General features: G+C 55.7%; 19 protein-coding genes. 10 read left to right on the top strand and 9 right to left on the bottom strand.

The annotated features are described in order from the left end of the window. The first annotated feature begins 221 nt into the window (after positions 1 to 221). A complete protein-coding gene (locus tag BV106_RS18450; RefSeq protein WP_038167126.1) occupies positions 222 to 4,127 on the top strand; it encodes a HEAT repeat domain-containing protein in 3,906 nt (1,301 codons plus the stop codon). Positions 4,128 to 4,432: 305 nt separating this feature from the next. Here the strand turns inward: BV106_RS18450 and BV106_RS18445 are convergent, their stop codons facing one another. Next, positions 4,433 to 5,053 (bottom strand): hypothetical protein, encoded by a 621-nt coding sequence (locus tag BV106_RS18445; RefSeq protein WP_265595825.1) that lies wholly within the window; start codon positions 5,051 to 5,053, stop codon positions 4,433 to 4,435. Positions 5,054 to 5,135: 82 nt separating this feature from the next. Next, the gene (locus BV106_RS18440; RefSeq protein ID WP_038167123.1) at positions 5,136 to 6,047 is read right to left on the bottom strand and encodes a LysR family transcriptional regulator; all 912 of its coding nucleotides are present in this window, start codon (positions 6,045 to 6,047) and stop codon (positions 5,136 to 5,138) included. A gap of 156 nt (positions 6,048 to 6,203) precedes the next feature. Between BV106_RS18440 and BV106_RS18435 the strand changes: the two genes are divergently transcribed. Both BV106_RS18435 and BV106_RS18430 read left to right on the top strand, forming a co-directional pair. Beyond that, the gene (locus BV106_RS18435) at positions 6,204 to 6,719 is read left to right on the top strand and encodes a DoxX family protein (protein ID WP_265595824.1); all 516 of its coding nucleotides are present in this window, start codon (positions 6,204 to 6,206) and stop codon (positions 6,717 to 6,719) included. 113 nt (positions 6,720 to 6,832) lie between these two features. Then, positions 6,833 to 7,645, top strand: coding sequence for a hypothetical protein (locus BV106_RS18430; RefSeq protein ID WP_051946029.1), 813 nt, complete (start codon positions 6,833 to 6,835; stop codon positions 7,643 to 7,645). A 371-nt stretch (positions 7,646 to 8,016) separates the two neighbouring features. Here the strand turns inward: BV106_RS18430 and BV106_RS18425 are convergent, their stop codons facing one another. Continuing rightward, positions 8,017 to 8,373, bottom strand: a complete 357-nt coding sequence (locus BV106_RS18425) for a hypothetical protein (RefSeq protein WP_038167122.1) — start codon at positions 8,371 to 8,373, stop codon at positions 8,017 to 8,019. A gap of 49 nt (positions 8,374 to 8,422) precedes the next feature. Then, on the bottom strand, positions 8,423 to 8,938 hold the full coding sequence (locus BV106_RS18420) for a hypothetical protein (RefSeq protein ID WP_038167119.1): 516 nt from the start codon (positions 8,936 to 8,938) through the stop codon (positions 8,423 to 8,425). A gap of 197 nt (positions 8,939 to 9,135) precedes the next feature. On the opposite strand from BV106_RS18420, the gene BV106_RS18415 reads away from it, so the two are divergent. The 5 genes from BV106_RS18415 (at position 9,136) to BV106_RS18395 (ending at position 14,470) form a co-directional block, all read left to right on the top strand. Continuing rightward, the gene (locus tag BV106_RS18415; RefSeq protein ID WP_051946028.1) at positions 9,136 to 10,368 is read left to right on the top strand and encodes a GlcNAc-transferase family protein; all 1,233 of its coding nucleotides are present in this window, start codon (positions 9,136 to 9,138) and stop codon (positions 10,366 to 10,368) included. A 4-nt stretch (positions 10,369 to 10,372) separates the two neighbouring features. Beyond that, positions 10,373 to 11,008: a glycosyltransferase gene (locus tag BV106_RS18410; RefSeq protein WP_038167117.1), complete on the top strand. Its 636-nt coding sequence runs from the start codon at positions 10,373 to 10,375 to the stop codon at positions 11,006 to 11,008. Between the two features lie 22 nt (positions 11,009 to 11,030). Beyond that, positions 11,031 to 11,663, top strand: coding sequence for a sulfotransferase family 2 domain-containing protein (locus BV106_RS18405; RefSeq protein WP_038167116.1), 633 nt, complete (start codon positions 11,031 to 11,033; stop codon positions 11,661 to 11,663). Between the two features lie 79 nt (positions 11,664 to 11,742). After that, a complete protein-coding gene (locus BV106_RS18400) occupies positions 11,743 to 12,825 on the top strand; it encodes a glycosyltransferase family 25 protein (protein ID WP_038167115.1) in 1,083 nt (360 codons plus the stop codon). 1,006 nt (positions 12,826 to 13,831) lie between these two features. After that, complete coding sequence (locus BV106_RS18395) at positions 13,832 to 14,470, top strand: sulfotransferase family protein (RefSeq protein ID WP_038167114.1); 639 nt, start codon at positions 13,832 to 13,834, stop codon at positions 14,468 to 14,470. 13 nt (positions 14,471 to 14,483) lie between these two features. Here the strand turns inward: BV106_RS18395 and cysC are convergent, their stop codons facing one another. The 3 genes from cysC to BV106_RS18385 form a co-directional block, all read right to left on the bottom strand. After that, on the bottom strand, positions 14,484 to 15,053 hold the full coding sequence (cysC, locus tag BV106_RS37415; RefSeq protein WP_081891894.1) for an adenylyl-sulfate kinase: 570 nt from the start codon (positions 15,051 to 15,053) through the stop codon (positions 14,484 to 14,486). Between the two features lie 146 nt (positions 15,054 to 15,199). Next, on the bottom strand, positions 15,200 to 16,033 hold the full coding sequence (locus BV106_RS18390; protein WP_038167113.1) for a hypothetical protein: 834 nt from the start codon (positions 16,031 to 16,033) through the stop codon (positions 15,200 to 15,202). Positions 16,034 to 16,052: 19 nt separating this feature from the next. After that, positions 16,053 to 21,599 (bottom strand): RHS repeat-associated core domain-containing protein, encoded by a 5,547-nt coding sequence (locus BV106_RS18385; RefSeq protein ID WP_051946027.1) that lies wholly within the window; start codon positions 21,597 to 21,599, stop codon positions 16,053 to 16,055. Position 21,600: 1 nt separating this feature from the next. Here BV106_RS18385 and BV106_RS38660 point away from each other — a divergent pair, with 1 nt between their 5' ends. After that, the gene (locus BV106_RS38660) at positions 21,601 to 22,215 is read left to right on the top strand and encodes a hypothetical protein (RefSeq protein WP_063767957.1); all 615 of its coding nucleotides are present in this window, start codon (positions 21,601 to 21,603) and stop codon (positions 22,213 to 22,215) included. A gap of 161 nt (positions 22,216 to 22,376) precedes the next feature. Then, positions 22,377 to 23,447, top strand: a complete 1,071-nt coding sequence (locus BV106_RS18375) for a hypothetical protein (protein WP_038167110.1) — start codon at positions 22,377 to 22,379, stop codon at positions 23,445 to 23,447. A 50-nt stretch (positions 23,448 to 23,497) separates the two neighbouring features. On the opposite strand, the gene BV106_RS18370 is transcribed toward BV106_RS18375, so the two are convergent. Beyond that, positions 23,498 to 24,142 carry a hypothetical protein gene (locus tag BV106_RS18370; protein WP_038167108.1) on the bottom strand — a complete coding sequence of 215 codons (645 nt, stop codon included), beginning with the start codon at positions 24,140 to 24,142 and terminating at the stop codon, positions 23,498 to 23,500. A 1,276-nt stretch (positions 24,143 to 25,418) separates the two neighbouring features. After that, the gene (locus tag BV106_RS18365) at positions 25,419 to 25,853 is read right to left on the bottom strand and encodes an NUDIX domain-containing protein (RefSeq protein ID WP_038167107.1); all 435 of its coding nucleotides are present in this window, start codon (positions 25,851 to 25,853) and stop codon (positions 25,419 to 25,421) included. Between the last annotated feature and the right edge of the window lie 58 nt (positions 25,854 to 25,911).

Genomic DNA, 25,911 nt, shown 5'->3' with positions numbered 1-25,911 from the left:
CCTTATTCCAACCCTGGCCTCCGCCTCATCTCTTTGCTGAAATACCATTCACTTTCCCCCTCTGGACCAATGTCCAGACCGTAAAAAGTCCAGAATTCACGCCTCCTGACGTTTATTTTCCGGCAATTCATCGTTTCATTCTGTTCCCGCTTCCCGGCCGTCGGAAATTCTTCCAGCGGCAGTTCCTTCAGTACCTGTCTCACACTCACATTCGTCCCGCCTTGTCCCGCCGTTTTAAGCTCCTGCCCGCGCTCAGCGCCCTGCTGACGACCACCTCCCTCCTCTCAGACCCGGCCAGTTCTCCTTCCGGCTCCCACTTCTCCTTTGAAGGAGATGGGTTTGACACCTGGACCGAAGACGGCAGCGCCTTCGGCCGTGGCCCAGCCGCTGGAAAAGTTCCCGGCATGAATGGCACCGTCACCGGCTTCGCCGGGCACGCCTATGCCTGCTCCGGCCATGGAGGAGACCCCGCCACCGGCACCCTCACTTCCCCTGAGATCGCGCTCACCGGCGGGCACCTGCACTTCCTCGTTGCTGGGGGCAATCAGCCCGGCAAGACCGCCGTCCAGCTCCTGGTGGACGGCAAGGTCGTTCAAGAAGCGACCGGCCAGAACAGCCTGCAACTTCGTCAGGTCACGTGGGATCTCAGCCCCTGGCAGGGCAAGAAGGGCCAGCTTCGCATCGTGGACCAGGCCACAGGAGGCTGGGGCCTGATCGTGGCAGATGAGTTCGTCTTCTCCCCTGACAAGAACTTCGTCATCAAGGTGGAGTCGCCCAAGAAGGCGGGCTCAGATGAGAATGCCATCGAGCTGGTCTCCACTCCGGTCATCCCAGGCAACAGCATCCCGAAGGGCACAAGCATCCAGATCTTTGCCACGCACGAAGGCGAAAAGGTCACCAGCCCCACAGCCTTTGCCTTTGACGAAAAAGGCGCGCTCTATGTGGCGGAGACCCACCGCTTCCGTTTCGGCATTCACGATGACCGGAACAATCGCTACTGGTACCTGGACGACATCGCCTCCCAGACCACCGCAGACCGTCGCGCCATGCACGAGAAGTGGAAGGCCAAAGTGCCGCTGGAGTCCATGACGGAAAAGACCGAGGTCATCCGCAAGCTGGTGGACGAGAATGGCGACGGCAAAGCCGACAAGATGACGGTCTATGCCGACGGCTTCAATGACCTGCTTGATGGCACGGCCGCTGGCGTCTTCGCCCATGAAGGGCGCGTTTATTTTGCCTGCATCCCCAAGATCTACTCCCTCCTGGACAAGGATGGTGATGGCAAGGCTGACCAGCGCGACATCATCGAGGACGGCTTCGGCGTGCGCGTGTCCCTCTCCGGCCACGATTTGAACGGCTTCGTGCTTGGCATGGACGGCCGCATCTACGGCACCGTGGGTGACCGCGGCTTCAGCTTCACCACCAAGGAAGGCGTCTCCTACAAGTCACCCGACCAGGGAGCGATCTTCCGGTTCGAGCCCGACGGCTCCAACTTCGAAGTCGTGCACACTGGGCTGCGCAATCCCAAGGAGCTGGCCTTCGACGAGTATGGCAACGGCATCAGCGTGGACAATAACTCCGACCAGGGCGATCCCGCCCGCGTCGTGTACATGATGGAAGGGGCCGACTCCGGCTGGCGCATGCAACACCAGGCGCTGCACACCTTCCGCGATGACATCGGCCTCCCCGAGCGCCCCATCTCCCCGTGGATGACAGAGCGCATGGCAGAGACCCGCAATCCCTCCCAGCCCGCCTACATCGTGCCTCCGGTGGGTGCCATCACCAGCGGACCCTCTGGCCTCACCTACCACCCTGGCAGTGGTTTCCTAGAATCTGAGAAAGGCCGCTTCCTCGTCTGCGACTACCGTGCGAATGCTGCCAGCTCCGGCATCTGGTCCTTCAAGGTCACCCGCGACGGCGCAGGGATGAAGTTCGAAGATCCCTACAAGTTCAACTGGGGTGTCTGCCCCACGGATGTGGAGTACAGCTATGACGGCCGTCTCTTTGTCTCGGACTTCATCAGCGGCTGGGAATCCCATGACGCCGGTCGCATCTACGCCATCACGGCAGATTCGGAAAAGAACGCTGGCCGCACGCCGGATGTCGCCAAGCTCATGGCGGAAGGCTTCACCCAGCGCTCTCAGGACGAACTGGCTGACCTGCTGCAGCACGCTGACCAGCGCGTCCGCCTGCGCGCCCAGATCGCCCTTGCGGCCAAGGACGGCAGCACCCCGCTGCTGGTGAAGGCCTCGCAAGACCAGGACCATCTCCTCACTCGCCTGCATGGCATTTGGGGCCTTGGCATTCGCGCCCGCAAGTCGGGTGATGTCGCCGCCGCGACGGCCCTGGTGGAGCTGCTGAAGGACCAGGACGCTGAAGTGCGCGCCCAGGCCGCCCACGTGCTGGGTGAGGTCAAAGGCACCCCTCCTGCCAGCCTCCTTCCGCTGCTTTCAGATTCCTCGAACCGCGTTCGCGGATTCGCCGCCATCTCCCTGGGCCGCTTGAAGTCCAAGGAGGCCTGGGCTCCACTGATTGAGGTGCTGGTGCAAAACGGCGACGCCGACCTCTACCTGCGCCACGCTGCCATCATGGGCCTGCTCGGTGCAGGTGGTGAAGCCGAGTTCGCCGCGCTGAGGACTCACAACGCCCCCGCAGTGCGCATGGCCGCCGTCATCGCCCTGCGCCGCCTGCACAGCAAGGAACTGGCCGGATTCCTGGTCGATGCCGAGCCCCGCATCATTGACGAAGCCATCCGCGCCATCCACGAGGAAAAAGTGGATGCCGCCCGCCCGGCGCTGAACGCGCTGCTTGATGGCTACATCGGCCCGGACGCCGCGAAGGCCCGCAAGCTGAGCCCGATGATCGCCCGGCGTGTGATCCACTCAGCCTTCCGCACCGGCGGCAAGGAGAATGCCGACCGCCTCATCAAACTGGCGGCTCAGAAGTCCTTTGACCTCGACCAGCGCAAGGAAGCCCTCCGCCTCCTGCTGCAGTGGCCGCAGCCCCATCCGGTGGACCAGTCTCTGGGCCGCCTGGATCCGAAGCCAGCCCGCGATCCCAAGGAAGTCGCTCCCGTGTTGGAAGCTGGTATTCCCGCGCTTCTCGCTGCCGAAGAGACCCTGCTGGCCCCGACGCTGAAGCTGGTGGAGGATCTGCACCTCAGCCGCTCCGCCTTCACCGAGGCCGACCTGCGCCGCATCATCACCACCCGCACGCTCCCCGCCGCCGCCCGCGCCACGGCTCTGGAGTTGTGGATCGCAGGCAAGCCGAAGGATGCGGACTCTCTCTTGGTTGAACTCTCGACCGACTCTGCCGATGAAGTCGCCGCCGCCGCTCTCACGGATCTGGCCAAGACCAGCCCTGAGAAAGCCCTGGCAGGTGCCACCCAGGCGCTTAAGTCCAAGTCGGTGACGCGCCGCCAGTCCGCCTGGACCGTGCTCGCCGGCATCCCGGGCGATGCAGCAGCCCAGCTCATCGCCAAGGGCGTGCAGGACATCGCCACCCCGCAGACTGACAAGGAGAGCCAGCTGGAGATCCTCGAAGCCGCGGCCAAGCGCAGCGAACCCGCAGTGAAGACCGCATTGGGTGCCTATGAGAGCGGCTTGAACCCCGCCGACCTCCTCGCCAAGTGGATGCCCGCCCTCTACGGCGGAAATGCAGAGCGTGGCGGCGGCCTCTTCTTCAGCCACGGCAGCGCCCAATGCTTCCGCTGCCATCGTGCGGGTGAAGGCGGTCACGATGCAGGCGGCGATGCCGGCCCGAATCTGGCAGGCGTGGGCGGCAAGCATGACCGGCTATATTTCCTTGAAGCCCTCATGAATCCCGGTGCCAAAGTCGCCCCCGGCTACGGCATGGTCTTCCTGACCCTGAAAGACGGCGGCAGCGTGGGCGGAGTGCTTCAGAACGAGACGCCCGATGCCTACGAGATTCTCGTGGCACCAGACCTCTGGAGCGTGAAGAAAGCCGACGTCGCCACCGCCTCCCCACCGGTCTCCGCCATGCCCCCCATGAGCGTCTTCCTGAACGCCCACGAAGCCCGCGACATCGTCGCTTGGCTCAGCACCCTCAAAAAGCCGCTGAAGGGCGAGGCCAAGAAGCTCGAAGCAAAGCCCTACAAAAAGGGCTAACCGCCAGAAGACTTGGTCTTGATAGTTCCTCAAAGGGGCAGCCACCAACGGCTGCCCCTTTTTGTTTGGTTGTTTGACGAGCGAATTCCCAGGCTCTTGCACCAGAAGGAGATTCCCTTCACATGCCATCCGATGCCGGAGGCATCAAAGCCATTAGCCGGAGGTTGAAGGAGCGGAGCGACTGATACCTCCGGGTACTCCACGATGTATTGCATCCTGAAGGGATGCCAGCAACGGTGCATCTTGAGAGGGACCTTGCTATCCCCCTCCCGAGACCGCTCCTTGCCCCCCTGCACTTCTACCTCTCAGAGTTCCCCGTGGCTCAGCAACCACTGAGTAAAGGCCCGCACCTCCTCCTGGCTAATCACCTTTTTAGAGGTGTGCTGTACATACACGGCCAGCTCACCTTGCATGTAGGAATACCCCACGCCCATCAGCCAACGTGGGTCTCCCGGCTTTGCCGGCCTCTCAGTCGGAATCTCATAGAGCTGGATGTACTCCAGCGTCTCTTGTTCCTTCCGGGTGCCATCTGCCTTCCGAACCACCAGTTTCTCCGGAGCAGGAAGCTTGAGGGAGAGCACCGACCATCCGAATTCAGGTTTCAGGAAACGCCCACGTTCTGGCATCATCATGGGATATCCGGCCACAAACCGATCCCCTATCGACTGCAAATGCGATTCCGTGCCCAGCTCCCGGGCAATCCCGGCATAGCGGTCCACCACCACGGCCATCAGATCCCCTGACGCCTCCTGTTGAAAGACACACCAGGAGTACGCGTAGGGGTGCTTTCCACCCTGCCGCGCTGGTGAGCGCTGCTCGGCCTTGGCAGATGTCCCCTGTTCCAACAGGGTCCAGGTCCGGTCCGGCACCTTCAAGTCTTTCAGATTCGGCACCTCCTGCGCCAGAACAGGCAGGACCAGAGACACGACCACACAGACCAGAAGTGGCCCTCCTCGCATACGGCAGATCGTCTTCACCCTACGATTACGCGACGCTCACCCCGGCCTGTCACTGCTCTTTGCCAGCGCGTGAATTGCGTTCACCCACCTTCGTCAGGATCTCCACCATGGCCTTGAGCACCATCGAGGCCTTGCCCCGCTGCCAGAGCAGCAGAAGATCCCAGGTGGCCGCCTTGTCGATCAGCGGCACCAGCGCCACGCCAGGAGGTGGGCTCTGGGCAAAGTAGTCCGGCAGCAGTGTCACCGCGCCCTCACTGGCGATCATGGAAAACGCCTCGCCAATGCTCTCCGCATCAGCAATGAACTTGGGCTTGAAGCCACCGGCGCGGCAGATGCGTGTGATCCACCGATTCCGCCCCGGCACATCCTTCTCCGGTGCGCCGATGAAAACCTCCTTCTTCAGATCAACCGGGGCCAGCTCCCGCCGCACCGCCAGGGGGTGATCCGACGGCAGCACCACGCAGACACCCAGCGTTGCAAGCTTTTTGGTGTAGTACTCTCCGGCAAGCGCCGCTCCCTCCTGACCAATCAACGCCAGATCTATGTCACCCTGCTGCAGCGCCGCGATCTGCTCGCCCGGAGCCTGGTCAAGCAGCTTCACCCGCACTTCCGGATGCCTTTTGCGCAGCTCCGTCAGCGCGGGGTTCAGGTAAAACTGGGCCGCCGAGCCGATGTAGCCAATGCGCAACTCCGCGCGCTGCCCCCGTGCCTGATGGCGCAACTCTGCCAGTCCGCTTTCATACCGCTCCAGCACCGGCTTCATGCAGGCCACCGTCGCCTGCCCTAGTGCCGTAGGCTTCACTCCACTCGTCTGACGTTCCAACAAAGGTCCCCCAATCTCGTGCTCCAGAGCCTGCATCTGCCTGGACAAGGAAGGCTGGGTCACATGCAACCGGGTCGCCGCCCGATTGAGACTCCCCTCCTCTAGCACCACGAAGAACGCCCTGAGCAAATCAATCATAGGAAGCTGCCGTTTTGTTACCCCAAGGGTATACGCAAAACGCATAACGGCAAGAGCGGACGGGCATTATCGCGAAACCGCACGGTGAGCCATGCTCACCCCAGACAGGCAACCCGCCTGAAACAGAAAACGAAAATCTTCAATCAAGTAACCAAGATGAATACGACCTCCACTTCCCCTGCCGTGCTTAGTTCCAACACCACCGACAACGGTGTGGTCCGCACGGTCCTCAACACCGCAGTCGGCACCAACAATGCCCTCGCCCCCACCGTTCTCCGGCTGACTCTTGCTGCGGTGGTCTTCCCCCACGGCGCCCAGAAACTCCTCGGCTGGTTCGGCGGCTACGGTTATGAAGGCACCATGGGCTTCTTCACCAGCACGATGGGCATCCCCTGGATCCTCGCCCTTGGCGTGATCCTCGTGGAGTTCTTTGCTCCGCTCTTCCTGATCGCGGGTGCTGCGGTCCGCCCCGCCGCGATCGCCATCGGCACCGTGTTCGGCACCGCCATGGTGAAGGTCCACCTGGCTAACGGCTTCTTCATGAACTGGATGGGCACGCAGAAGGGTGAAGGCGTTGAATTCTTCGTCCTGGTGCTGGGCATCGCCCTCGCCCTCGTCATCTCGGGCGCCGGCCGCTTCTCGGTTGACCGTGCCGTGAGCAAGCAGTCGTAATCAGTCTTCAGCTCCCTTTGCCTCCTAGGGCGGCCCGATTCGGGCCGCCCTTGAGCAACGCCCGCCCCCGACCCGCCAGACCATCCACTCGTCCACCCTCAGCCTTTCCTGCCATGAATGCCCCCGCCCCCACTTCTAATGCCCCCACCACCAACTCCATCATTGGGCGAGTCATTCTCCGCACCCGCGATGCCAAGACGCTGGGGACCTTCTACTCTCACTTGCTAAGCCTGATTCCCGAATCCCGCTCCGGAGAGACTGGCACCATCAATCTCGTGCATCCCGTCAACAAGGCCGTGCTGATCACCCTTCTTGAAGACAAGAACGCACCTGCTCCCACCCGCGGCGCTCCGGGCCTGTTCCATGTCGCGTTTCTCTTTCCCGACTTGCTGGAGTGGAAGCTCACCCTGCGCCGTATGTTCGCCATGCCGGGACTGGACTTCCACGGAGCAGCAGACCACGCCGTGAGCTGGGCCGTCTATCTGGCAGACCCCGACGGAAACGGCATCGAACTCGCCTGGGACAAGCCCGAGAACGAGTGGCCCTGGAAGGGCGACAAGATCCAGATGGTCAGTCTTTCCCTGCCTCTCCGCACCATCCTGGCCCAACAAGATGCGGTCAAGGATGCTCCTGCGGCACCGATGCACATCGGTCACATCCACCTGCAGACTTCCCAACTCACCAACGCCCAAGCCTATCTCGACCACCTCAAGCTCCGCGTCACCCAGGACAACTACTCCGGCGCGATCTTCATGGCCCGGGGCAAGTACCACCATCACCTCGCCGTGAACACCTGGAACACGCGCCCCGGCATCAGCGGCGCCCCGAACGCCACCGGACTGGTGGGTTGGGACATGGCGGTTCCCGGAGACAACTCCAACCGAGGCTGGACCGATCCGGACGGGGCAGAAGTTCGTTTTTTCTGAATTGATCCAAAAAAGGAGGACGCACATGGACATCGTGATAAGCGTCTGCACCACCAACCCCAGGCACGCGCCCTGACGCCAAAGGCGTCATACAAAATAGCCCAGGGTAAGGCGAGGCACGAGCCGCCACCCTGGGTACACTGGCAGTTGGACCAGAACTCCGAAGTGAGTTCTACAAACCGTGAAGGTGTCTCTGAGATCACAACCTCGTAGAGTCGGCAGCTAAAAGCGGTCACGGCCAGACCCTAAACCTCTTTCCTTTTGCCCACCCCTCTCGAGTCGGCATTGAATCTCGTGGATGGCGCGACTGGCGAACCAAAGTTCTGCGCTACTCCCTACGCAGCATGACCACGCATTACGCTTACGCATTACTATTCTCTACCGCAGTTATCAGTTGGCCAATGAGCATCCTCTCGCGCCCAAACTACGCTTTCGCCACTTAAACCAAGTAGTTGCAACACCCCTTCAATCTGCTCATGAAGGGAGAGAGTGTGATTTATTTCCGCTAGCAAAAACACCCCGGAACTTGGGCAATTTCGATAGCGTTTAATCCCAAAAGCTTGCCCTTTGCTATCGGTAAATAGCGCTATCTTGTACCAATCAAGGTCATCATAAGTCTCAGTAAAGATCAGAAGACCTTCTCTCTCAAAATACTCTGGCTCTTGTTCGAGAACCGCCACGTCCTCGATGGGACGACGCAGATACTCACTTAGTGGCAACTGGTTCATCGTTATGGTGTCTGTGTATTATTAAAAAAACTTTCATATGGGTATCCGGCTAACGCCGCACGGTATGGAGGTAAACAATACCCTTCTTGCGGTTGATCAGGCGCCAGGTCAGTTCATCCGGTCCCTTGACCGCGTGAACAAAGTCCTCAGGCACATCTGAGGCAGTGATCCACAGGTGCCGCGGGGCATCGCGCTCCAGCGTGTAGCTCCAATGCGAGTCCTTGGGAAGTCCTTCGGCCCAGCCGTTTCCAGCCTTGATCACCGATATGAACGCCTCGGAGTCTGCAGGATCATAGCTACAGATGGTCAGGGATTCTCCATCTCCATTGACCCGCGATGAATGCCCCACCTCAAACACCCGGTGAATTGACGATGGATAGTGCTGCTCAGCAAATCCAGCGAGATCAGCGGCAGATGGAGCATAGTCCCGACGCCAATAGTCCGTTTTCGAGTGCTCGTGAAACTTGAACATGCTCCACGCAAAATACGTCACCACCGTCGCCACGAGGACGATACCAGCGCTGATCGCAAGGTTCTTTGCCGTTGCAGAGTCGGGAGGTGACATTCGCTGACATCCTACCGCTCACTGGTATAAAGGGTTAAGATCGCATACAAAGCGAAAACTTTAGCGCCTTCAATAGCCAGCAGTTGCCTGCACCCGACCGATTCTAAAGAATCTCTTACAAGAAGATCATTTTTTTCGACATTCAATCATCTGATTGCTAGGGTTCCGTCAGACGAAAAGTTTTTCACGTTGAGCCTATGATTTACGTGCAAATCGCAGCATATCGGGACCCTGAACTCATTCCTACTCTGGAGGATTGCATTTCAAAAGCCAAGTATAAGAACGATCTCACTTTTGGGATTTGCTGGCAAAGTGATAGCGAAGATCGAAGACTTGATGAATGGAAGACCAGGTCAAACTTCAGAATAGATGAAGTCCCATGGCAGGAGAGCAAGGGGCTGTGTTGGGCTCGCTCTCGGATCCAGAAAATGTATGAAGGCGAATCTTTCACCCTTCAACTAGACTCACATCATCGTTTTGAGAAAGAATGGGACCGTAAACTTCTATCCGACCTAGAGTCGATTGGAAGTCGCAAGCCCATTCTGACCACCTATGCCGGCGTTTACGATCCCCCTACCAACACAAAGGCGGGAAACGAGCCCTTCAAAATGGTCGCAGATCGTTTCACGCCGTCAGGCACCATCCTGTTTCGCCCCCATCTTATTCCGAATTGGCGCGACCTCACTGGCCCAGTCCGGGCCAGATTTGTTTCGGGACACTATTTTTTCACGATTGGCCAGCACTGTGAAGAGTATGCCTACGATCCCAATTTGTATTTCGCAGGAGATGAAATCAGCCTAAGCATCCGATCCTACACGCTCGGATATGACCTGTTTCATCCCCACCGCACTTTGGTCTGGCACGAATACACTCGTAAAGGCAGGGTGAAGCACTGGGATGATCACACCACTGCCAACAAAGAGCTGGTGGGAGCTGCTTGGCATGAACGCGATGTCGTGAGCAAAAAACGTCTACGGAAGCTGCTCAAGGAGGAAGAGAACGAGGTGGAGCTGGGGCGTTACGGCCTGGGTTCAGTTCGCAGTCATCGCGACTATGAAATCTATGCAGGAATCAACTTCGCAGAGCGACTCCTGCATAACGACACCATCGCGGGGAAGGAGCCACCCAGCACATTCTCGACGGAGGCCGAGTGGGCTCGACAATTCGCGCGCAACTATACGTTAACTTACAGTTGGCAGCCCACAGACGTTCTCCAGGCGGATGACCTTCAGTTTGTGTACTTTGGCATCGAGGATGCAAATGGAAAAGTTCTGTATCGGCACGATGCACCTTACGATAGTCTGGAGGCACTCGGTTCGGTCCAAGAACGTCGAGTCCAGTTTTTGGCCGGCTCTTCCCCTGCTCGACTGGTAGTGTGGCCGGTGAGTCGCTCGCAGGGGTGGATGAAAAAGACCGTGTACTCACTTTAAGATCATGGTTCCCCAAGTGATACATCAGACTTGGAAGGTCAACGAGATTACCTTCTGGATCTTCAAGCGATCCCAGGCCTCAGTACGAACCCATCTGGGACACTGGCAATACAAATTCTGGACCGATGATGATCTCGACAACTTCATCCGCGACTGCTATTCCGCGTACTATGAACGCTGGAAGGCATTGAACAAGCCCATCAAGAAAGTTGACGTGGCCCGCTACTTCATCCTGCACCGTTTTGGCGGTGTGTATGCAGACCTCGATTTCGTCTTCACCGACTGTATCGACAGCTTGTTTAAAGATGGGTCTGACTTGTATTTCTACCAATCCACCCAAGCTCGAGTCAAAAAGTGGTCATTTCTCGGCAATGCATGGATGGCCGCAACCCCCGGCAAGGAGTTCTGGCTGGAAGCGGTGGACTTCATGCTGGCCCTGCCAGACAACACGCCAGTCTTGCGCCACACAGGCCCCCTTGCCCTGGGTGCATTTTACGACTCGCTCCTATCCAGGCAGGCCGACGTAGGCTGCATCAGGATCCTCGATCCAGACATATTTGACAACGAACGGTGTGGTGATGGTGTTGGCGAGCGTCGCTACGGCTATCACATCCGCGCGGCCACCTGGCAGCGCCAATGAACTTCACTCCCAGGCACTTTACATGGTCTATCCCAATCCTCAGATCTATGACCACTTGCGAGCCATCTTTGTGCACGTGCCAAAGTGTGCTGGCACCTCAATTGAAAACGCCCTCAAAGAATCGCAAGACCGCATTGTGGGAGGGCACACCACTGCGTTGGGCTATCGGCGAGCATTCCCCGAGAAATTCCGTGGCTACTTCAAGTTCGCAATCGTTCGTCATCCGGCTGATCGCCTCGTCTCTGCATTCAACTATCTGCGAGAGAGACCCATCAACCCTGCCCTAAACAATCAGGTTGTCCACGAAGCGAAAGATTTCCGATCGTTTGTCGTCAAACTTGCAGAGTCAGAGGATCTCTTGACGAACATCGTGCATTTGATGCCTCAGCATTGTTTTGTGTGCGACCCCACAATGAAGATCTTGGTGGACAAAATCTTTCAATTCGAAGCAATGACAAGGACTTGGACTCAACTCTGCCGCAGATACGCTCTCAACGGCACCCATTTGCCGAAGAGGAATGCGTCATCACATGCTCCATGGCAGGACTGCTATGACCCAGCATCGCTGCAACTGGTGGCAAGTCTCTACCAAAAAGATTTCGCTCTTTTTGGGTACAGCCCCGTCACGCTCACTTCGCCAATGCCAAGTGACTAATCCGCATGTTCACAAAGCTCCGACCGCGGTCAACTTTCTGTTGCCATGGTAATGACTTTTAGCGTTAATTTTTCCCGTTATGGCCACCCTGAGCGATTACTTTGAACGCATCTGCATTCTCAATCTACCTTATAAGCCAGAGCGCAGAGAGAGGCTGACCCGCCATCTCGCCGAACAAGGCTTTGAGAAGAATATCACCTGGGTAAGATCGTATTCCGGAGACAAAATGCCCCCGCCGGCATGGTGGAATGCCGGCAATGGAGCATGGGGATGTCACCTTTCTCACGCACGCGTGCTAGCCGAAGCAATTGCCGACGGAATTGAGAACGTCCTCATCCTCGAAGACGATGTTGTGTTTCAACCTGATGCCGGGTCCCTTCTGAAGGGATTCATGAAGCAGGTGCCAGAAGACTGGGGCCAAATCTACCTGGGCGGGCAACACCTCAAGGACGCCACCCCGGTTGCAGCCTCACCATACGTGCTGAAATGTCATTGTGTGAATCGCACACATGCCTTTGCTGTACACAGCCGCGCCATGGTACGCATGCACCAGCATATTTGGCACGCACCTGACTACATCCAGCACCCAGGTGGATGGCACATTGATCACCAGCTGGGAATTGCACATGAGCGCGGGGACTGGCCGGTCTACAGCCCTTCATACTGGATCGCGGGCCAAGATGAAGAATGGAGCGACATCAGTGGTAGATACAATTCCCGCCACTGGTGGCACCCCACAACCTGGTCGAAGCATCTTCCGTTCATTTGGTTGCCTCCCGCAGTCGGCACATCACTTCATGGTGATGAACGTTGGCTACATGGAGGGTACAACCTGAAGCCCGATACATTCGAAGATGTCGGTCTCGATGTTGCCGCCATTAGTGACGATCGACTCTCCAATTGGCTCAATGTAGCAGCACGAGAGGCATTGGATATAGAAAAACTCCCTGCGGTTCAACACCCTTATATCGGGATTGAACGGCTGAAGAAAATATGGCGGGCGGGGGTGATACCTTGGGCCCCAAGATCTATGGAAAGGATGGTTCACAATCAACTTCACAATCTCCGCACTCACGCATTGAAACTCTCAAATGAGCAAGACGATGTGACAGATCATAGCGCAATTTTCCAAAATGCTTCTCTCGCTTTTACTGTGAATTGAAAGAACTATGCCTTGCTTTTCACGCGCGTACTATTTGGGCACGGGAACGAGAACCTTGTGTTGTGGACAATTCTCAAGCCACTGGATTTTCATGGTAACTCAAGCTCGTGGGCTCGTCACATTGACAAACCTAGCGTCTACTATGACCCTCAAAAACTCTAAAAAAGTGCGGCTCCTTTTCGATATTATTGTAAACCAAATTGCTCATCCGCCCAAAACAGCATCGCATATGCTGTAGGGCTTGAGGCTTACCACGAACAGCAACTATGTGAACATCAACGACTGGACTTCTGCTTCCACATCCATGGTGGTAGACAGTATGCCCGTAGATGCCGAACAATACGGGTGCAAAGTCCACAACATTTGTTCGATTGAGCGGTAACCACTTCAACCCTTGCCGCTTTATTTCATTGTAAATTGCACCACCGGTATCGCTTTTTTTTGGTCTGAAAACGCTATCAGTGCGACCTACATGCCACATTGGCCCACTTGTTCCGCAGCCTCCGTTGAGGGACTTCCACGTACGGACAGTGGTCATGAAGAAACAGGGGTGGCTATGACGATCCCCATTCTCCAGCCTTTGCACAGAGATGACGGGATACCGTTTCAATTTCTCGACCAGCGGTTCGATGTTGCGAATTAAGAAAGCATCTGAGTCGAGAAATACCAATACATCCTCATCAACAACCAATGATTGACCGAGTACATGTCGGGTAAGCTTGTTTAGCCTCGCGACGTGACGTCCCGATGAACGTGAGTTTGGAGGATCCACAACCCCGCTTCTGGCAACGTAGCAAGTCGAAGAAACGTAAGTTGAACGCACTTCATCAGTTTCATCTTCAAGGAATAACCAGAATCGATGAGGCGCTGCGACATTGCCTTCAATGAATCGCCGCTGAATATCAACCCATCGTTTACTAGTGTGGACGGATAAAAAATGAATCATGGTACGCACATTCTAGTTTTTGTTTTGCCAGCGGCTACAATGCGTAGGATATCACCACCAATGATCGCATTCCTTCCGAAGCCATTTATTTTCATCCACATTCCAAAATGTGCAGGAACAAGCATCGAAAACGCGCTCATGAAGTCATGCTTGGGCGTGCCAGATTGGAGCACACTTTCCAAGGAGATGGCTCGACGCCACTGTCTTCCTCCGACAGGCATGCAGCACAACAAGATCAGGTGGTTTCAAAAAAGCAACTACGACTTAACTGCATATTTTAAGTTCGCTTTTGTGAGAAATCCATGGAGCCGGGCGGTCTCCCAAGTTCGCTACTTGCAAGCCAGGACTGGAAAGCAAGTATTCAATGGGGAATGCATTTCCGACAACCTCAAGATCCTCTGCTACACGAAGCAATGGTTATGGGGTCAGGACTTAGGGGCACAGCAATCAGATTACTTGACGGACAAAGAGGGAAAACTTACCGTCGACTTCATTGGAAGATTTGAACATCTTGAGGCAGATTTTTCTCTAATTTGCAACCGTTTGGGGATCAAAACTCCAGAATTGCCACATATCTTCAAACAAGAAGATCTAGGTCACTACTCCACGCACTATGACGAAGAGCTTGTCCAGCAAATAGGGCAAAAGTACAGTGACGACATCAGACTGTTTGGTTATCAGTTTGAAAGGCAAGACTGATTCGAGATAGCGGCTACAACGTCAAACCTATCCGCTGGATAACAAACTCTGCAATTTCCAAAGGGCCTTCATTGGGAGCCACAATAAACTCGCTTTCCAGCACCGGATCTATAGGCTCAAATTTCGAGGAGATCCCAGTCATGTCATTGATTTCACCCCTAAGTGCGCAGGCATAAAGCCCCTTTGCATCACGTTGCACACAGGTTTCTGCGCTAGCAGGGAGGTACACAAAGTGAACTCTTGCGTCTCCTAGAAGTAAAGCTACAAGACTACGCTGGCACACAAGTGGTGTGATGCACGCCACAACTACAACTTTCCCGAATCGAGCCACGAGGTTGGCGACTTCCGCGACCCGTCGAATATTCTCAGTACGATCTGCAACAGAAAACCCAAGGTCCTTGCATAGACCTTTGCGAACTTCGTCTCCATCCAAAATGACTAATTGACTCCCATTTCTGGTCAATCGCGCACTAAGGTTCAGCGCCAAAGTGGTCTTTCCAGACGATGGCCTGCCGAAGATCCAGATTACCAATCCTGACGATGGGATGCAAGAAGTCCCCAGACTGTCGCAGTTCTCGCTCATAGTGTGTCATCAGTGCGGCTCGTGCGCCCCCCTGAGGCCATAGGGAAAGCCCACCACGCTTGAGTCGCATCGCTGCTATGGGTTGTCACGTTTGTCAGCGCCATTCTAGTCTGTCCATTTGCATTGCGTTTGGAGTCTCAGCGAGGTCACTCCCCAGCGAACAACTCATCAAGGTAGTACTCACATTCTTTTCTCTCCTTAGGATCAGCCAGACCACCAACAACTCTAACTCGTAACTCCTCCTTCTTGGACAGCAACAAATTCCTGAGACACCATCTCATCGGCCGACCGTCCCCGAAAAGATAGTCAGTTCGATAATGTCTCATATTAGCGAGCACTAGCGCTGGAGAAATCCGTTCAACATCCTCACGCCATGTAACATCGAGCGCTCGCAAGGCAACATCCGGATCATCGATAAGAGACAGCACCGCAAGGTAAGGATCGTTGTAACTATCAGTCCGAACTTTCGAAAGCGTTCTCAACAGCGGCAGAAATATTGCCCCCTGAATCAGGCGATACTCCCGAATAGAGACTACAGGATGCCAAAGAGATAGCGACCGGAATGCACGCGCATTGCACACGAGGAGTCTGATCTTAGCTAGGTCTGGTTCGGGATGCCCGACAATAGTTCGGCCGGTCTCCAATTGCTGCCTAAAGTGCTTCGCTAGCTTTTGAGCTGCATCAGAGGAAAGCGAAGAGTTTGGTGCATTAGAAGCCACCGCAAGTGCAGCCTGACCTTGCACGCCCGGATCTTTGTCTGCCATGAGTTTCCAGAGAATCTCCAGTTGCAAAGGTTCCTCGGGGCGGGCTCCAATCTCCTCTGCTGCTCGCCCCCGTTCGCTTGGCAGAGAACTCGCGGAGAGTCGTTGAATATCCTTTACGTACTGGTCCGAGTCCATCTTAACCTTTGGAACCTCCTCCTGGCTCCAAAGTTCACCCTCCAAACAGATAGTAGCTAACAATAGCGCAGCAAGTTTCATGCATATAGAAGTTAGACGTTCATAGACTTTTGGCATATTCCCCAACTCCAAGAGGGTCAGGTACCTGAGTTTCCCTAATAGTATTGGGGGCGTATATTTGGGCCACAACCCTTCCACCGAGCCGACCTCTGATGATATTCTCAAAACGCACCGCACGTCGTTCGTGGAAATTTTTCCGCACCGCATCAGCAAGTGGCGCATCTTTTGGACTCACTGTACCGAAGCGATACGGGTCAGGATTCAGGCGCGAAGGCTCAGCTGCATGATACAGCTCGTGCCATACTAAACCATAAGCCGGTGAGTCCACGTTTACCCCGCCATTCAAGCTTGTCGTAGACCCCCCCATTGTCATCGGATCAAGCACAACGCCAGTAACATAGGACGAGCCTTCGTAATCCAAGCCTTGAGTTTTTCCAGGCAACCCTACACCAGCACCAATATTTATACCCTTATGACTTTCACTGATTGCAACTTCATAGATGTTTCCAGTATCTGTACGATTCATTTCAGCCAAGAGCACTTTACCCTCCGGCGTTGATTCGAGAAGCTGGATGGCTTTGTTGTAGTTTTCCCATGCTTTAATTTCACGAACATTGTTTTGATTAAATTCGTGGTTAGCCACGGCTGAATTCCATGCCTTCAAATCTTTCTCATATTGCTCTTTGCTCTTGGTCAGAGCATCTCTCTTTGGCTTCTTATCCCAACCAGAATCATCCTTCCTCTTAATCTCATTGAATTTTCTAATCTCCAAACCTTTCGGATCAAAACTAGTCCACGGATTTTGGCTGACGTATGTGTACAAATTCGGACCATCCACAAACCTGGCAGGATCTCGCGTAATAAACATCCCTGTTTCCAGGTCCCGATATCGGAACCCTTCGTTCAACAACCCTGTCGGATCTTCATCCTTGCTGTTCGCGCGCTGACGGTCTGGATTCGCGCCCGCTTCCTCAGGTCGGCGGCCAAACGCTTCGTACTGCGCCTGCCAGGTCATCGTGCTGGTGCTCTCATCCACCTTTGCCACGACATCGCCTCGCGCGCTGCTGTGCGCCAGGCTCGCTGCGCCGCTGCGCACGCTGTAGAGGATGCCTCCCACCCCGCCGCCTTGATCGGGCCCCCTCACGAATTCCACCGTGGGATTGGGCAGGCTGCCCACGCTGGTGCCGGGGCTGGCCGCGTATTCCTGGATGCTAACTCCGCCCTGGAAAGTAAGCACGGTGGGGGCACTCAACTCCTCACGTGACACCCGGCGGGTGCGGGCATCGTAGCTGTACTCATAAAGACCGCGATCCCCCGGAGTCGCCGGGGTTTGCAGGTCAAGCGTGAGTAGGCGCGTCCAGACGTCGTAGCTGTAGGTATCCGTACGCGTGTCATTGGTGCGGCTGGTGCGGGCTCCGGTGAGATCATAGGTGAATGCTACCACGCTGGTGTCCGGCCGGGTGAAGCTGGCGATCTGGTTGGCTCCGGTGCCGTTGCCTCCGTTGCCGATGGCATAGGTGGTGGTGCCAGCATCAGGACCGCCGAAGACCTCGCGCGAGACGCGGTTGTCTGCCTTGTCGTAGGTGTAGTTGGTGACAATGGCGGGGGCCAAGCCCCGCTGGTCGGCCTCAACAATGAGACGATGGGTGCCGTCGTAAGCACAGGTGAGCACGCGGGTGGGCAGGCTTCCAACGGTGCTGCTTTCCTCCAAAGCGGTGAGATTCCCCGCCAGGTCGTATTCATAGGTCTGGAGCAGACGGGTAGTAGTACCGTCTGGCTCTTTCACGTGCATCTCAATGACACGGTTGCGCACGTCATAGGTGCGGTTTTCCGTGCTGCTGTCCGTGAGGGTCTTCACCAGCAAGTTCCCCTGCGGATCGTACGCAAAGCTGGTGAGGCGGGTAGGCTCACCGCTAAGCACATCTTCCTGGGTGAGGAGACGGTTGCCGGCGTCGTAGGTACGGGTAAGCACCCTGCCACTCTTGTCATAGGTGGTGGTGAGACGGTTGTTTGCCTTGTCGTACGTATGAGTGTGGGTAAGCCCTGAACTCGTCTCGCTCACAACGCGGTTCAGTGCATCGTAAGTCTGAGCGGTATCCCGCCAGGTGTCCCCGGCGTGGCTGACGGAGAGGAGATTGCCCACATCGTCATAGGTGCGGGTGCGGTTGTCCTGGGGACGGCTCGGGACGGTTTCGCCGGTGATGCGGTTGCGAACATCGTAGGCAAACTCGATCACCCGGCCTTCGGCATCTTCATAACTCACCTTGTTGAGGTCGTCGTAGGCGTTGGTCTCCGTGGCTTCCAGAGCAGTGTCGGCATCATGCACGGTGGTGAGGAGACGGTTGAGACCGTCGTAGGTGAAGCGCACAATACAGTCGCGCCCGTCCGTCTGGCGCGTGCGGTTGCCGACCTGGTCATAGGCGTAGCTCACCACGATGTCATCGCCAACCGAGGGCGTGGTGGTGGTGCTTAGGAGACGGTTGAGGTCGTCATAGGTGTTGACCGTGACATTGCCCAGCGGATCGGTGACAGCAAGGGCGTTGCCATTTGCGTCATAGGAGGTCTCCGTGGTCGCACCGTCGGCGGCTGTCATCAGCACGGGTCGGTTCGCCGCATCGTAGTCGGTCGTGGTGGCGTTGCTATTCGCATCGGTCATCGACGTCACATTGCCCACAAAGTCGTAGCCGGTGACAACAAGCCGCGAGATGGCGGCGAGTTCCTCCTCAACCTTGCGGTTGCGATCGTCGTACGTGAACGTCGTGACGTGCAGGTTGGGATCGGTTTGAGACACCAGGTTGCCTGCGTCGTCATAGTCCATGAGCACCTCCGGGGCTCCGCCACCCGGATTGGGGAAGACGATGCGGATACGACGACCAGCGTCATCGTAATGATGCTCGGTCACACGACCCATCTCGTCGGTTAGAGTTCGCTCCAGCCCGGCAGGCGTGTAGGTTTTCTCTGTGAAAGTGGTGTCAGCAAAGGTGACACGAACCGGCCGGTTCAGGGCGTCAAACTCCGTAGCGGTCGTGTGCCCGAGAGGATCCGTGACCGAGACCGGGTTGCCGACATCGTCATAGTCCGTCTCCGTGGTAGCGGTGCCGCTGCCGTATTCGGCGGCCTGTTCGGTGGTGCGATAGAGAGCGTCGTAGGTGAAATGCGTGTCGTATCCCCGGGGATCACGGATGCGGACGGGTTTGAATCCGGAGACGTCGAAGACGCTGGACCCGCTGTTGGCCCCATAGAAACGACTCGTGGTGTGGTTCAGCGGATCCGTTGTACTGATGAGGCGCTGGATGTCGTCATACTCAAAGGTCGTGACGTTGTTCCGGGGGTCCGTAGTAGTAAGCCGCGAGCCCAACGCATTGTATGTATTTGATGTAACCAGCGGAGGACCGTCATCCATGTCCCTCGTAGTAGAGAGAAGACGATTTAGCCGGTCATAGGTGTGCCACGTCATGTGGCCGTTTTCGTCCTCCTCCTGGATCTTGTTCCCCGCCGTGTCGTAGCCCATGTAGCGGGAGGAACCGTCCTCAAAGTCGGTTTGGATGAGGCGATTGGCGTCGTCATAGACGAACTCCGTCTCCAGTCCGCGGCCGTCTGTCATCCTTGTCTGGTTGCCATTGGCGTCGTGATCAAAGGAGCGAGGCATAAGGCCGCCGACATTTTCCGTGGCCTTGTAGCCATAAGCGTCGGCGGTGTAAGTCGTGACGAGGTCGTTGCCTGCACTCACCCCGTTTTGCACCGTCGTCTTCGTGAGGAAGGAAGGAAAGGTGCCGTTTCCGTAGGTATAGTCAGTCTGCCGAACGAGCAAGCGACCGGCGGTACGCACTTTCTCTGAAAGACGAAGCCCTCGGGTGCTGTCCACCTCATATTCCGTGCGTCTACTCTCCTCATCGACGAAGAGAGTCATCACCCGGGCACTCGGGAGAGTCGGGTCCTCCGAGAGATATCTGAAAATTTTGTACCGGCCGAGGGCGTTCATCTGACCCGTGGGGTCGGAGTAGTGCCTGACAAAGATCGGACTATTTTTGAGCCGAGCGGGAAGCCAGGGGAAAACATAGTCGACTGACCACCAATTGTCGTAGTCGAACGTGGTGATGTTTCCGCTATAGTCTTCTATCCTGGACAAGGCCATGTTGGCCTCGGGATTGAACCGGAAAGACTCCGTGACATGAGTAGGGTGCTTTAGATCAAGGCGTGTCCAGAGAATGAGGAAGAAACGTTTGCGTGGGCTGCCCGTGTCGAAGAACAAATCCTCGAACTCTTTGGCATCGATAAACACCGGCTGGGAGAACGTGTAAACCCTGCCTTTGCCCAAGGCGTCGGTGACCGTGTTGACACGATCGCCCGTAAGATAGCTGCGAAACCCATCCGGTTCACTTGGGTCAGGCGAAAACTGGATGCGCAAAGGGGCCGCGGATTGAGAAAAGATACTGAAGTTGTTGTCTGGAAGCGTCACGCGCTGGACCACCCTCGGAAGACCGGGCTGCAGGTACCACGTAGGAGTGCCTGATGCCGTGGAGTAGGTCTCCTTCGAATGATCAAACGCGTACAGGAACCGATGGGACCGCCCCAGAGGGTCCGTGATCGCTGAGACATTGTAGTGGTAGAAGTACTGGGGCGGAGGCGATGGCTGCCCAGGGGAAGGCGGAGTCTGAGGCGTATTGTCCAGCTCAGTGGCACCCGCATAGCCATAGCGAATACGGATGCCCTCTGGCCGACCGACCTCGATAAGCCGCTGGAAGGTATTGCCCCCGAAAGTGACGGTTCCGTAGCGATAAGTCGTACGATGGCCGCGGGGGTCAGTAACGGCCGTGATAATCTGGCCGGTTCGCTCGACCGTGATACTGCGGATCCCGCAGGCAATGGTCTGCGGGATCAAGGTACCCGTACCACTGAAAGAGAAGTCGATCTCATTCCCCATCCGATCCGTGGCCTTTTTGAGGCGGCAGTAAGAATAATACTGCATCTTGGGCGGTGAAGCACCCGGATTGAGCTGGTAGCTCTGAAGCAGACCGGCGGTCTCGAACTCAAGCTTGGTGCCAAACTTGCGAGTGAATAGAAAGCGCCACTGCGAGCGAGGGTCACCAGGATTGACCACCTCCAGGCGCATGAGAAAGGAGTCCTTCTCAGACCGATTGGAAGCAATCGGCATGAAATAAGGGGCAGCTCCCCCGCCGGACTTGTTCCAAATAAGGACGAACCGATGGGAGGCACCGTTCTCATCCACCACAAACGTGTAATCAGGATCGGGGCGCTCCACCTCGCACTGATGTCCTGAAGGAGCATCAGCGTCCTTCCAGGTGAACTTGACATGCGCTGCCAACCCGGATGTCCAGCAGGGACCAAAAGGCTTATCAACCTGCTGACTGGGCTTCAATCCAGGATGGGTGCTCCATTGCTCCTCCGATACGCTGCGTTTCACTGCGAGAGCAAGCTCGCCACCAGGCAGAGGCACATAAATGTCGCTGGTGTCATGCCTGAGGGACAACGTAAGAGCATCGACATAGGTCTCCTCCGAGTCTTCGTCCGACTCATCCGCCGCCTGAGGTTTTGAGTCCGAAAGAGGCAAACCGTTCAGTGCCACCTTGCGATACTGCGGCCCGGATGCCTCTGAGAAGTCCTGGAAGGAGGAAGGATTGTCACATGGCCCTTCACTGCTGCTCGAGCTGCTGCTATTGGAAGAACTGGAGCTGGAGGTTGAAGAGGAACTGCTACTGCTACTACTACTGCTCGAACTGGAGCTGGAGGAAGATGAAGAAGAGGAGCTACTGGAACTGGACGAAGAAGAGCTGTCGGAGCCAGAGCTGCTTCCGCTTCCTGAACTGGAACCACTACTGCCAGAGCTGGACGAGCTGCTCGGTGTCGGGGTAGGCGTTGGAGTCGGCGTCGGAGTGACGGGCACAAACGTTGGCGTTACCGGTGCAAACGTCGGAGTCGGGGTGGGCGTCACCGGTACAAACGTCGGAGTGACGGGCGCAAACGTTGGTGTTGGCGTCACTGGCACAAAGGTTGGCGTAGGCGTGACCGGCGCAAACGTCGGAGTCGGAGTAACAGGCACAAACGTCGGCGTTGGCGTAGGCTCAATGTTGTTCGATGAACTTGGCACGTTGCTGGGGGAAGACGCCTTTTTCATGGGGGGAAAGCGAATCAAAACTCACGGAATATCGTCAGGGCACCTGGTAAAAGCCCCTCTATCCTGAAATTATTGCCAACACTAAGGATTGCTGCGCAAACTTTGTCGAGACAATAATAAAAACGTTACAGTAAAAATCAACCTACGGCGTGGGATGAAAACTTTTTGTAAGAACCGTGTCGCGATTGATCATTGCTGGCATTTAAGCCAACGTCCCTCTTACCTACAATGAAACAACCAGGCCAGAAGTGGACGCTGCAAACAAGCTGCATCTGCATGAATTTGCCTCGTCGACAGGATCGTCGTTTTGTCCTCCTGCAAACTGCCCCCGACGATGTAGCCAAGACGATCCAGTTCATTCACGCTGCCGACGGTGAGTGCGTCTCAGAAATGAAATGCCGCAGGTGGAACATTGGGAAGAGGTCTTACGCAGTGGGACTATCCAAAAGGATAGCGATCCGAAGGTTCCTCCAGTCCGACGACGATGCACTGCTACTTTTAGAAGATGATGTGATGTTCACTAAAGATTTCACGAGCAAGATCGACTTCTTAATAGACAACTTACCCGATGGTTGGGGGATGTTCTTTCTAGGGGGAAATCATGTCAGACCACCCCTGGAAACCGATTCCCCAGGGTTGGTCCGTTGTGTTAAAACCCACTTCAACCATGCTCTGATGATTCGCCGTTGGTGCGCCTCCAGAATTCTCAAGGAACTCGGCAAAAAGCCCTTCCGTCAGATGTTCAGTGACCAAACCGTGGGGAAACTGCAGTCTGAGATCCCTACCTACGCCCCGGAAAGATGGATTGCCCTTCAAAGACACTTCTCCAGCGACAACATTGGAGGGATGCGTGGGCGTCGAACATGGAGCCACACCCAAGGTAGCGACCTCATTCACGACGATGAAGCCACCGCCATCCTGTGCGTAGTCAAGCCGACCAGTCGAATTCTCATTATGGGAAGTCCAGGGGTTTGCGAATACCTAACCGCGGTTTTCAAGAGCAGCTCTCGTCACGCCTCGCAGAGCATACGGTTAGTTTCAGACGCTCGACTACCAGTTCTCGAACCGAACACCGTAGATGTGTGCATTGTATCTAACACAACCACCCCTGATCCACTAAAGCATTTGCGTACCGCCATTACTCACGGAGGGTGGTTGTTTGTTCACGGCACCACGGATCAACCGTCCCGCAATGAGGACCTGGAGACTGAGCTTCTTGATCAGTTCCGCGTTGCTTGCAAAGTCACGCATACCTCCAAGGGCATGACAGTTTTTCAACGCAAACCCTCCCAAAACTGAAACCAACTTACCTCATTGGCAGAAACAATTCCCTTTTGAGACGCAATGTTTCAGCATTTGAAGAAACGGCGGCGCGCCACCTCTCGCCTGTCGTAGTGATCCGGCCGAAATTCCAGTCCCCCTTGTCGTGGGAGATCTCGGGTACGGTTGGACAGCAACTCGGGAACCACCAGGGTTCCAAGGGAGCCGAGGTACGCCGAGGCCTCGATGTCTTCACAGTCAAAGGTAACCGGAGTGAAGTCCATGATACTCTCGACTCTGAAAGCGACAAACCTGCCTTTGAGCAAACTCACATTCACATCCCCTTGAAATCTGCGGTTCGGTATATGGGTGCAATGGCGATAGCAGGTCTCGGACTGCAGAATGACACCAAACAAGCCTACAGCCGCAATCTCGGGACGCCCACATAGGATCGACACGACGTCACCAAGAAAATTCTCGTCGTTGGGAATCAGATCATCATCCATCACTGCAACGTAGGGCGTGGATGCCAGCTTGGCCATATGCCACCTCGGAATGCAAAACCTGTTCTCGGTGGAAGCAGCATAGAGATCCCACCCCAATGCATCCAGCTGGGTTGTAGGATTGTTGTCCCAAAGACACAGTTTCGGCTTCACACTCTGCGCTTGCAGCACCCGATGGATCAAATGCACATTTTTTGGCCGAGCGTAGCTAGTCAGGACGACTGTCAACATGCGAATGGCAATGGCTAACGATTGAGATCCAGCTTTGTTCGACTTGGAACTGTGCAGCGACAAATTCCTAAACACAAAATCTAGCAAAGATCTTGAGCCATCTTCAATCTGAGAATCGAGATTCGAGCCCCCTCTTGCCACGCTTCCACCATTTGTGCACCAACGTCATCCATCTGCAATTCATATTTTGATCGAGCGGAAGCTTGCAAAAACTTCGACCAAAACTCAGAGAATACGTACAGCCATACGTCAAATTGGAGAATCCATCAAGAGAGCTACTGCTTGACCTTAGTAAATCGGATGGCAATCATACTTTGTTGTTGAGTGAAGCACCATGAGCCTTCCACAACGCGCTTCAGTCTCACTTCACATTGGAAACACACTTCGACTTTCATGGGTCCCATACTTGACGACAAACATTTCGCGCCGCTGATCGACTTGCTTCGAGGTTCAAAATGCGAAATGATAGACAACCCATTCGGAAATCCAGGCGATCAATTAATCGCCATGGGCTTCAGACAGCTATTTGCCAGGAGTGGAATCGAACTAGTGCGGCACGGACGACCTGGCAAAGCATTTGAGCCGTCGGACAAGGCAGACACGCTCCTCTTTTATGGTGGGGGCAATGTAGGCAATTTCTATCGCGCCTCCCCCGGGTTGCGCCATAGCTTAAAATCAATTACTTCACACAGGAAGGTGCTACTACCTCAAAGTGCTTTCAATCAGGGCGAAGACTTAAGTCAATTCGACCACATTTTTGCTAGAGAGATCTTTAGTTACAGAATCATGCGGCAAATGGGCAACTGCCATCTGGCACCGGATGGGGCCTTGGCCCTAGACCCAAGTTTGGCATTCTCCGACTACGATCACTTGTGCTCACTTCCTTCCACAACGGACCTAGGAGTCTTTCTGCGAGCAGATCAAGAAAAGCCATCTGACCGATCACTCGATCACCTGATGCCAATAAATCAGGGGGATCCCTCCTCGCGGGATCTCGGATGGTTTCGACAACTACCGCATCGGTACCGAGCCTGCATTACCAATCGACTTCACTTTGGCATATGGTGTCTACTTTTAGGCAGACGGGTATTTTTCACGGCAAACTCTTATCACAAAGTCCTTGGTATCTACAACACTTGGTTGCAACCTCACTCCAGACCTCCCTATAAAGGACTTGCTTCGTTCGTAGACTGCCGCAGCCTCTAGATGTGGGCTCTTGATGGACTTCGCTGGACACTTTCAGGTCCCTCACAATCTTGTTTCCCGCTCCTATCCATCACTGGAACAAGAGATCAAGATCATAAGGCAGGGGCAGACCCGGCATCGCCTCCCTTGCGAAATACCGCACGCTCCGGATCTCCTGAACATCAGTGGACTCACCATCCTCCTTGGCAGCGCATCGATACAGGGCCACGAGGTATTCCACCTGATCTCCGTTCGAGTAGGTGTACCGATATCCAGATCCGCCCAGCAATGTCAGCAATCGGAACTCGGTGCAGATCATGCCCGTCTCCTCCTTCACTTCCCGGGCGACCGCTTGCTCCGGAGTTTCACCAGGCTCAATCGCACCTGCCGGTAGACTCCAGTTGCCGTCATGCTTTTCGATCAAGAGCAAACGATCAGCCTCGTCGCGAATGACGGCCGCGACAGAGGGCATGATAAGGAGTCCCTTTCCGTACACGCTGCGAAGTTTTTTGTAGTAAGGAGACATCGTTCTCAAGAGGTTGCAGCTCCGACTCCCGACTAAGCCGGTTTCAAGCGTTTTACTG

Origin of the sequence: Verrucomicrobium sp. BvORR106 (genome assembly GCF_000739655.1) — a bacterium.
Lineage (GTDB): Bacteria > Verrucomicrobiota > Verrucomicrobiia > Verrucomicrobiales > Verrucomicrobiaceae > Verrucomicrobium.
The sequence above is the reverse complement of the archived record's forward strand: the minus strand, read 5'-3'. Positions and strand labels throughout refer to the sequence as shown.

What these genes read in the sequence shown, in the direction of transcription:
- BV106_RS18375 (WP_038167110.1), top strand. Translation starts at nt 22,377, where the DNA reads ATGAAACAACCAGGCCAGAAGTGGACGCTGCAAACAAGCTGCATCTGC.
- BV106_RS18410 (WP_038167117.1), top strand. Translation starts at nt 10,373, where the DNA reads ATGGTTCCCCAAGTGATACATCAGACTTGGAAGGTCAACGAGATTACC.
- BV106_RS18405 (WP_038167116.1), top strand. Translation starts at nt 11,031, where the DNA reads ATGGTCTATCCCAATCCTCAGATCTATGACCACTTGCGAGCCATCTTT.
- BV106_RS18420 (WP_038167119.1), bottom strand. Translation starts at nt 8,938, where the DNA reads ATGTCACCTCCCGACTCTGCAACGGCAAAGAACCTTGCGATCAGCGCT.
- BV106_RS18400 (WP_038167115.1), top strand. Translation starts at nt 11,743, where the DNA reads ATGGCCACCCTGAGCGATTACTTTGAACGCATCTGCATTCTCAATCTA.
- cysC (WP_081891894.1), bottom strand. Translation starts at nt 15,053, where the DNA reads ATGAGCGAGAACTGCGACAGTCTGGGGACTTCTTGCATCCCATCGTCA.
- BV106_RS18395 (WP_038167114.1), top strand. Translation starts at nt 13,832, where the DNA reads ATGATCGCATTCCTTCCGAAGCCATTTATTTTCATCCACATTCCAAAA.
- BV106_RS18370 (WP_038167108.1), bottom strand. Translation starts at nt 24,142, where the DNA reads ATGTTGACAGTCGTCCTGACTAGCTACGCTCGGCCAAAAAATGTGCAT.
- BV106_RS18430 (WP_051946029.1), top strand. Translation starts at nt 6,833, where the DNA reads ATGAATGCCCCCGCCCCCACTTCTAATGCCCCCACCACCAACTCCATC.
- BV106_RS18365 (WP_038167107.1), bottom strand. Translation starts at nt 25,853, where the DNA reads ATGTCTCCTTACTACAAAAAACTTCGCAGCGTGTACGGAAAGGGACTC.
- BV106_RS18425 (WP_038167122.1), bottom strand. Translation starts at nt 8,373, where the DNA reads ATGAACCAGTTGCCACTAAGTGAGTATCTGCGTCGTCCCATCGAGGAC.
- BV106_RS18440 (WP_038167123.1), bottom strand. Translation starts at nt 6,047, where the DNA reads ATGATTGATTTGCTCAGGGCGTTCTTCGTGGTGCTAGAGGAGGGGAGT.
- BV106_RS18390 (WP_038167113.1), bottom strand. Translation starts at nt 16,033, where the DNA reads ATGAAACTTGCTGCGCTATTGTTAGCTACTATCTGTTTGGAGGGTGAA.
- BV106_RS18435 (WP_265595824.1), top strand. Translation starts at nt 6,204, where the DNA reads ATGAATACGACCTCCACTTCCCCTGCCGTGCTTAGTTCCAACACCACC.
- BV106_RS18415 (WP_051946028.1), top strand. Translation starts at nt 9,136, where the DNA reads ATGATTTACGTGCAAATCGCAGCATATCGGGACCCTGAACTCATTCCT.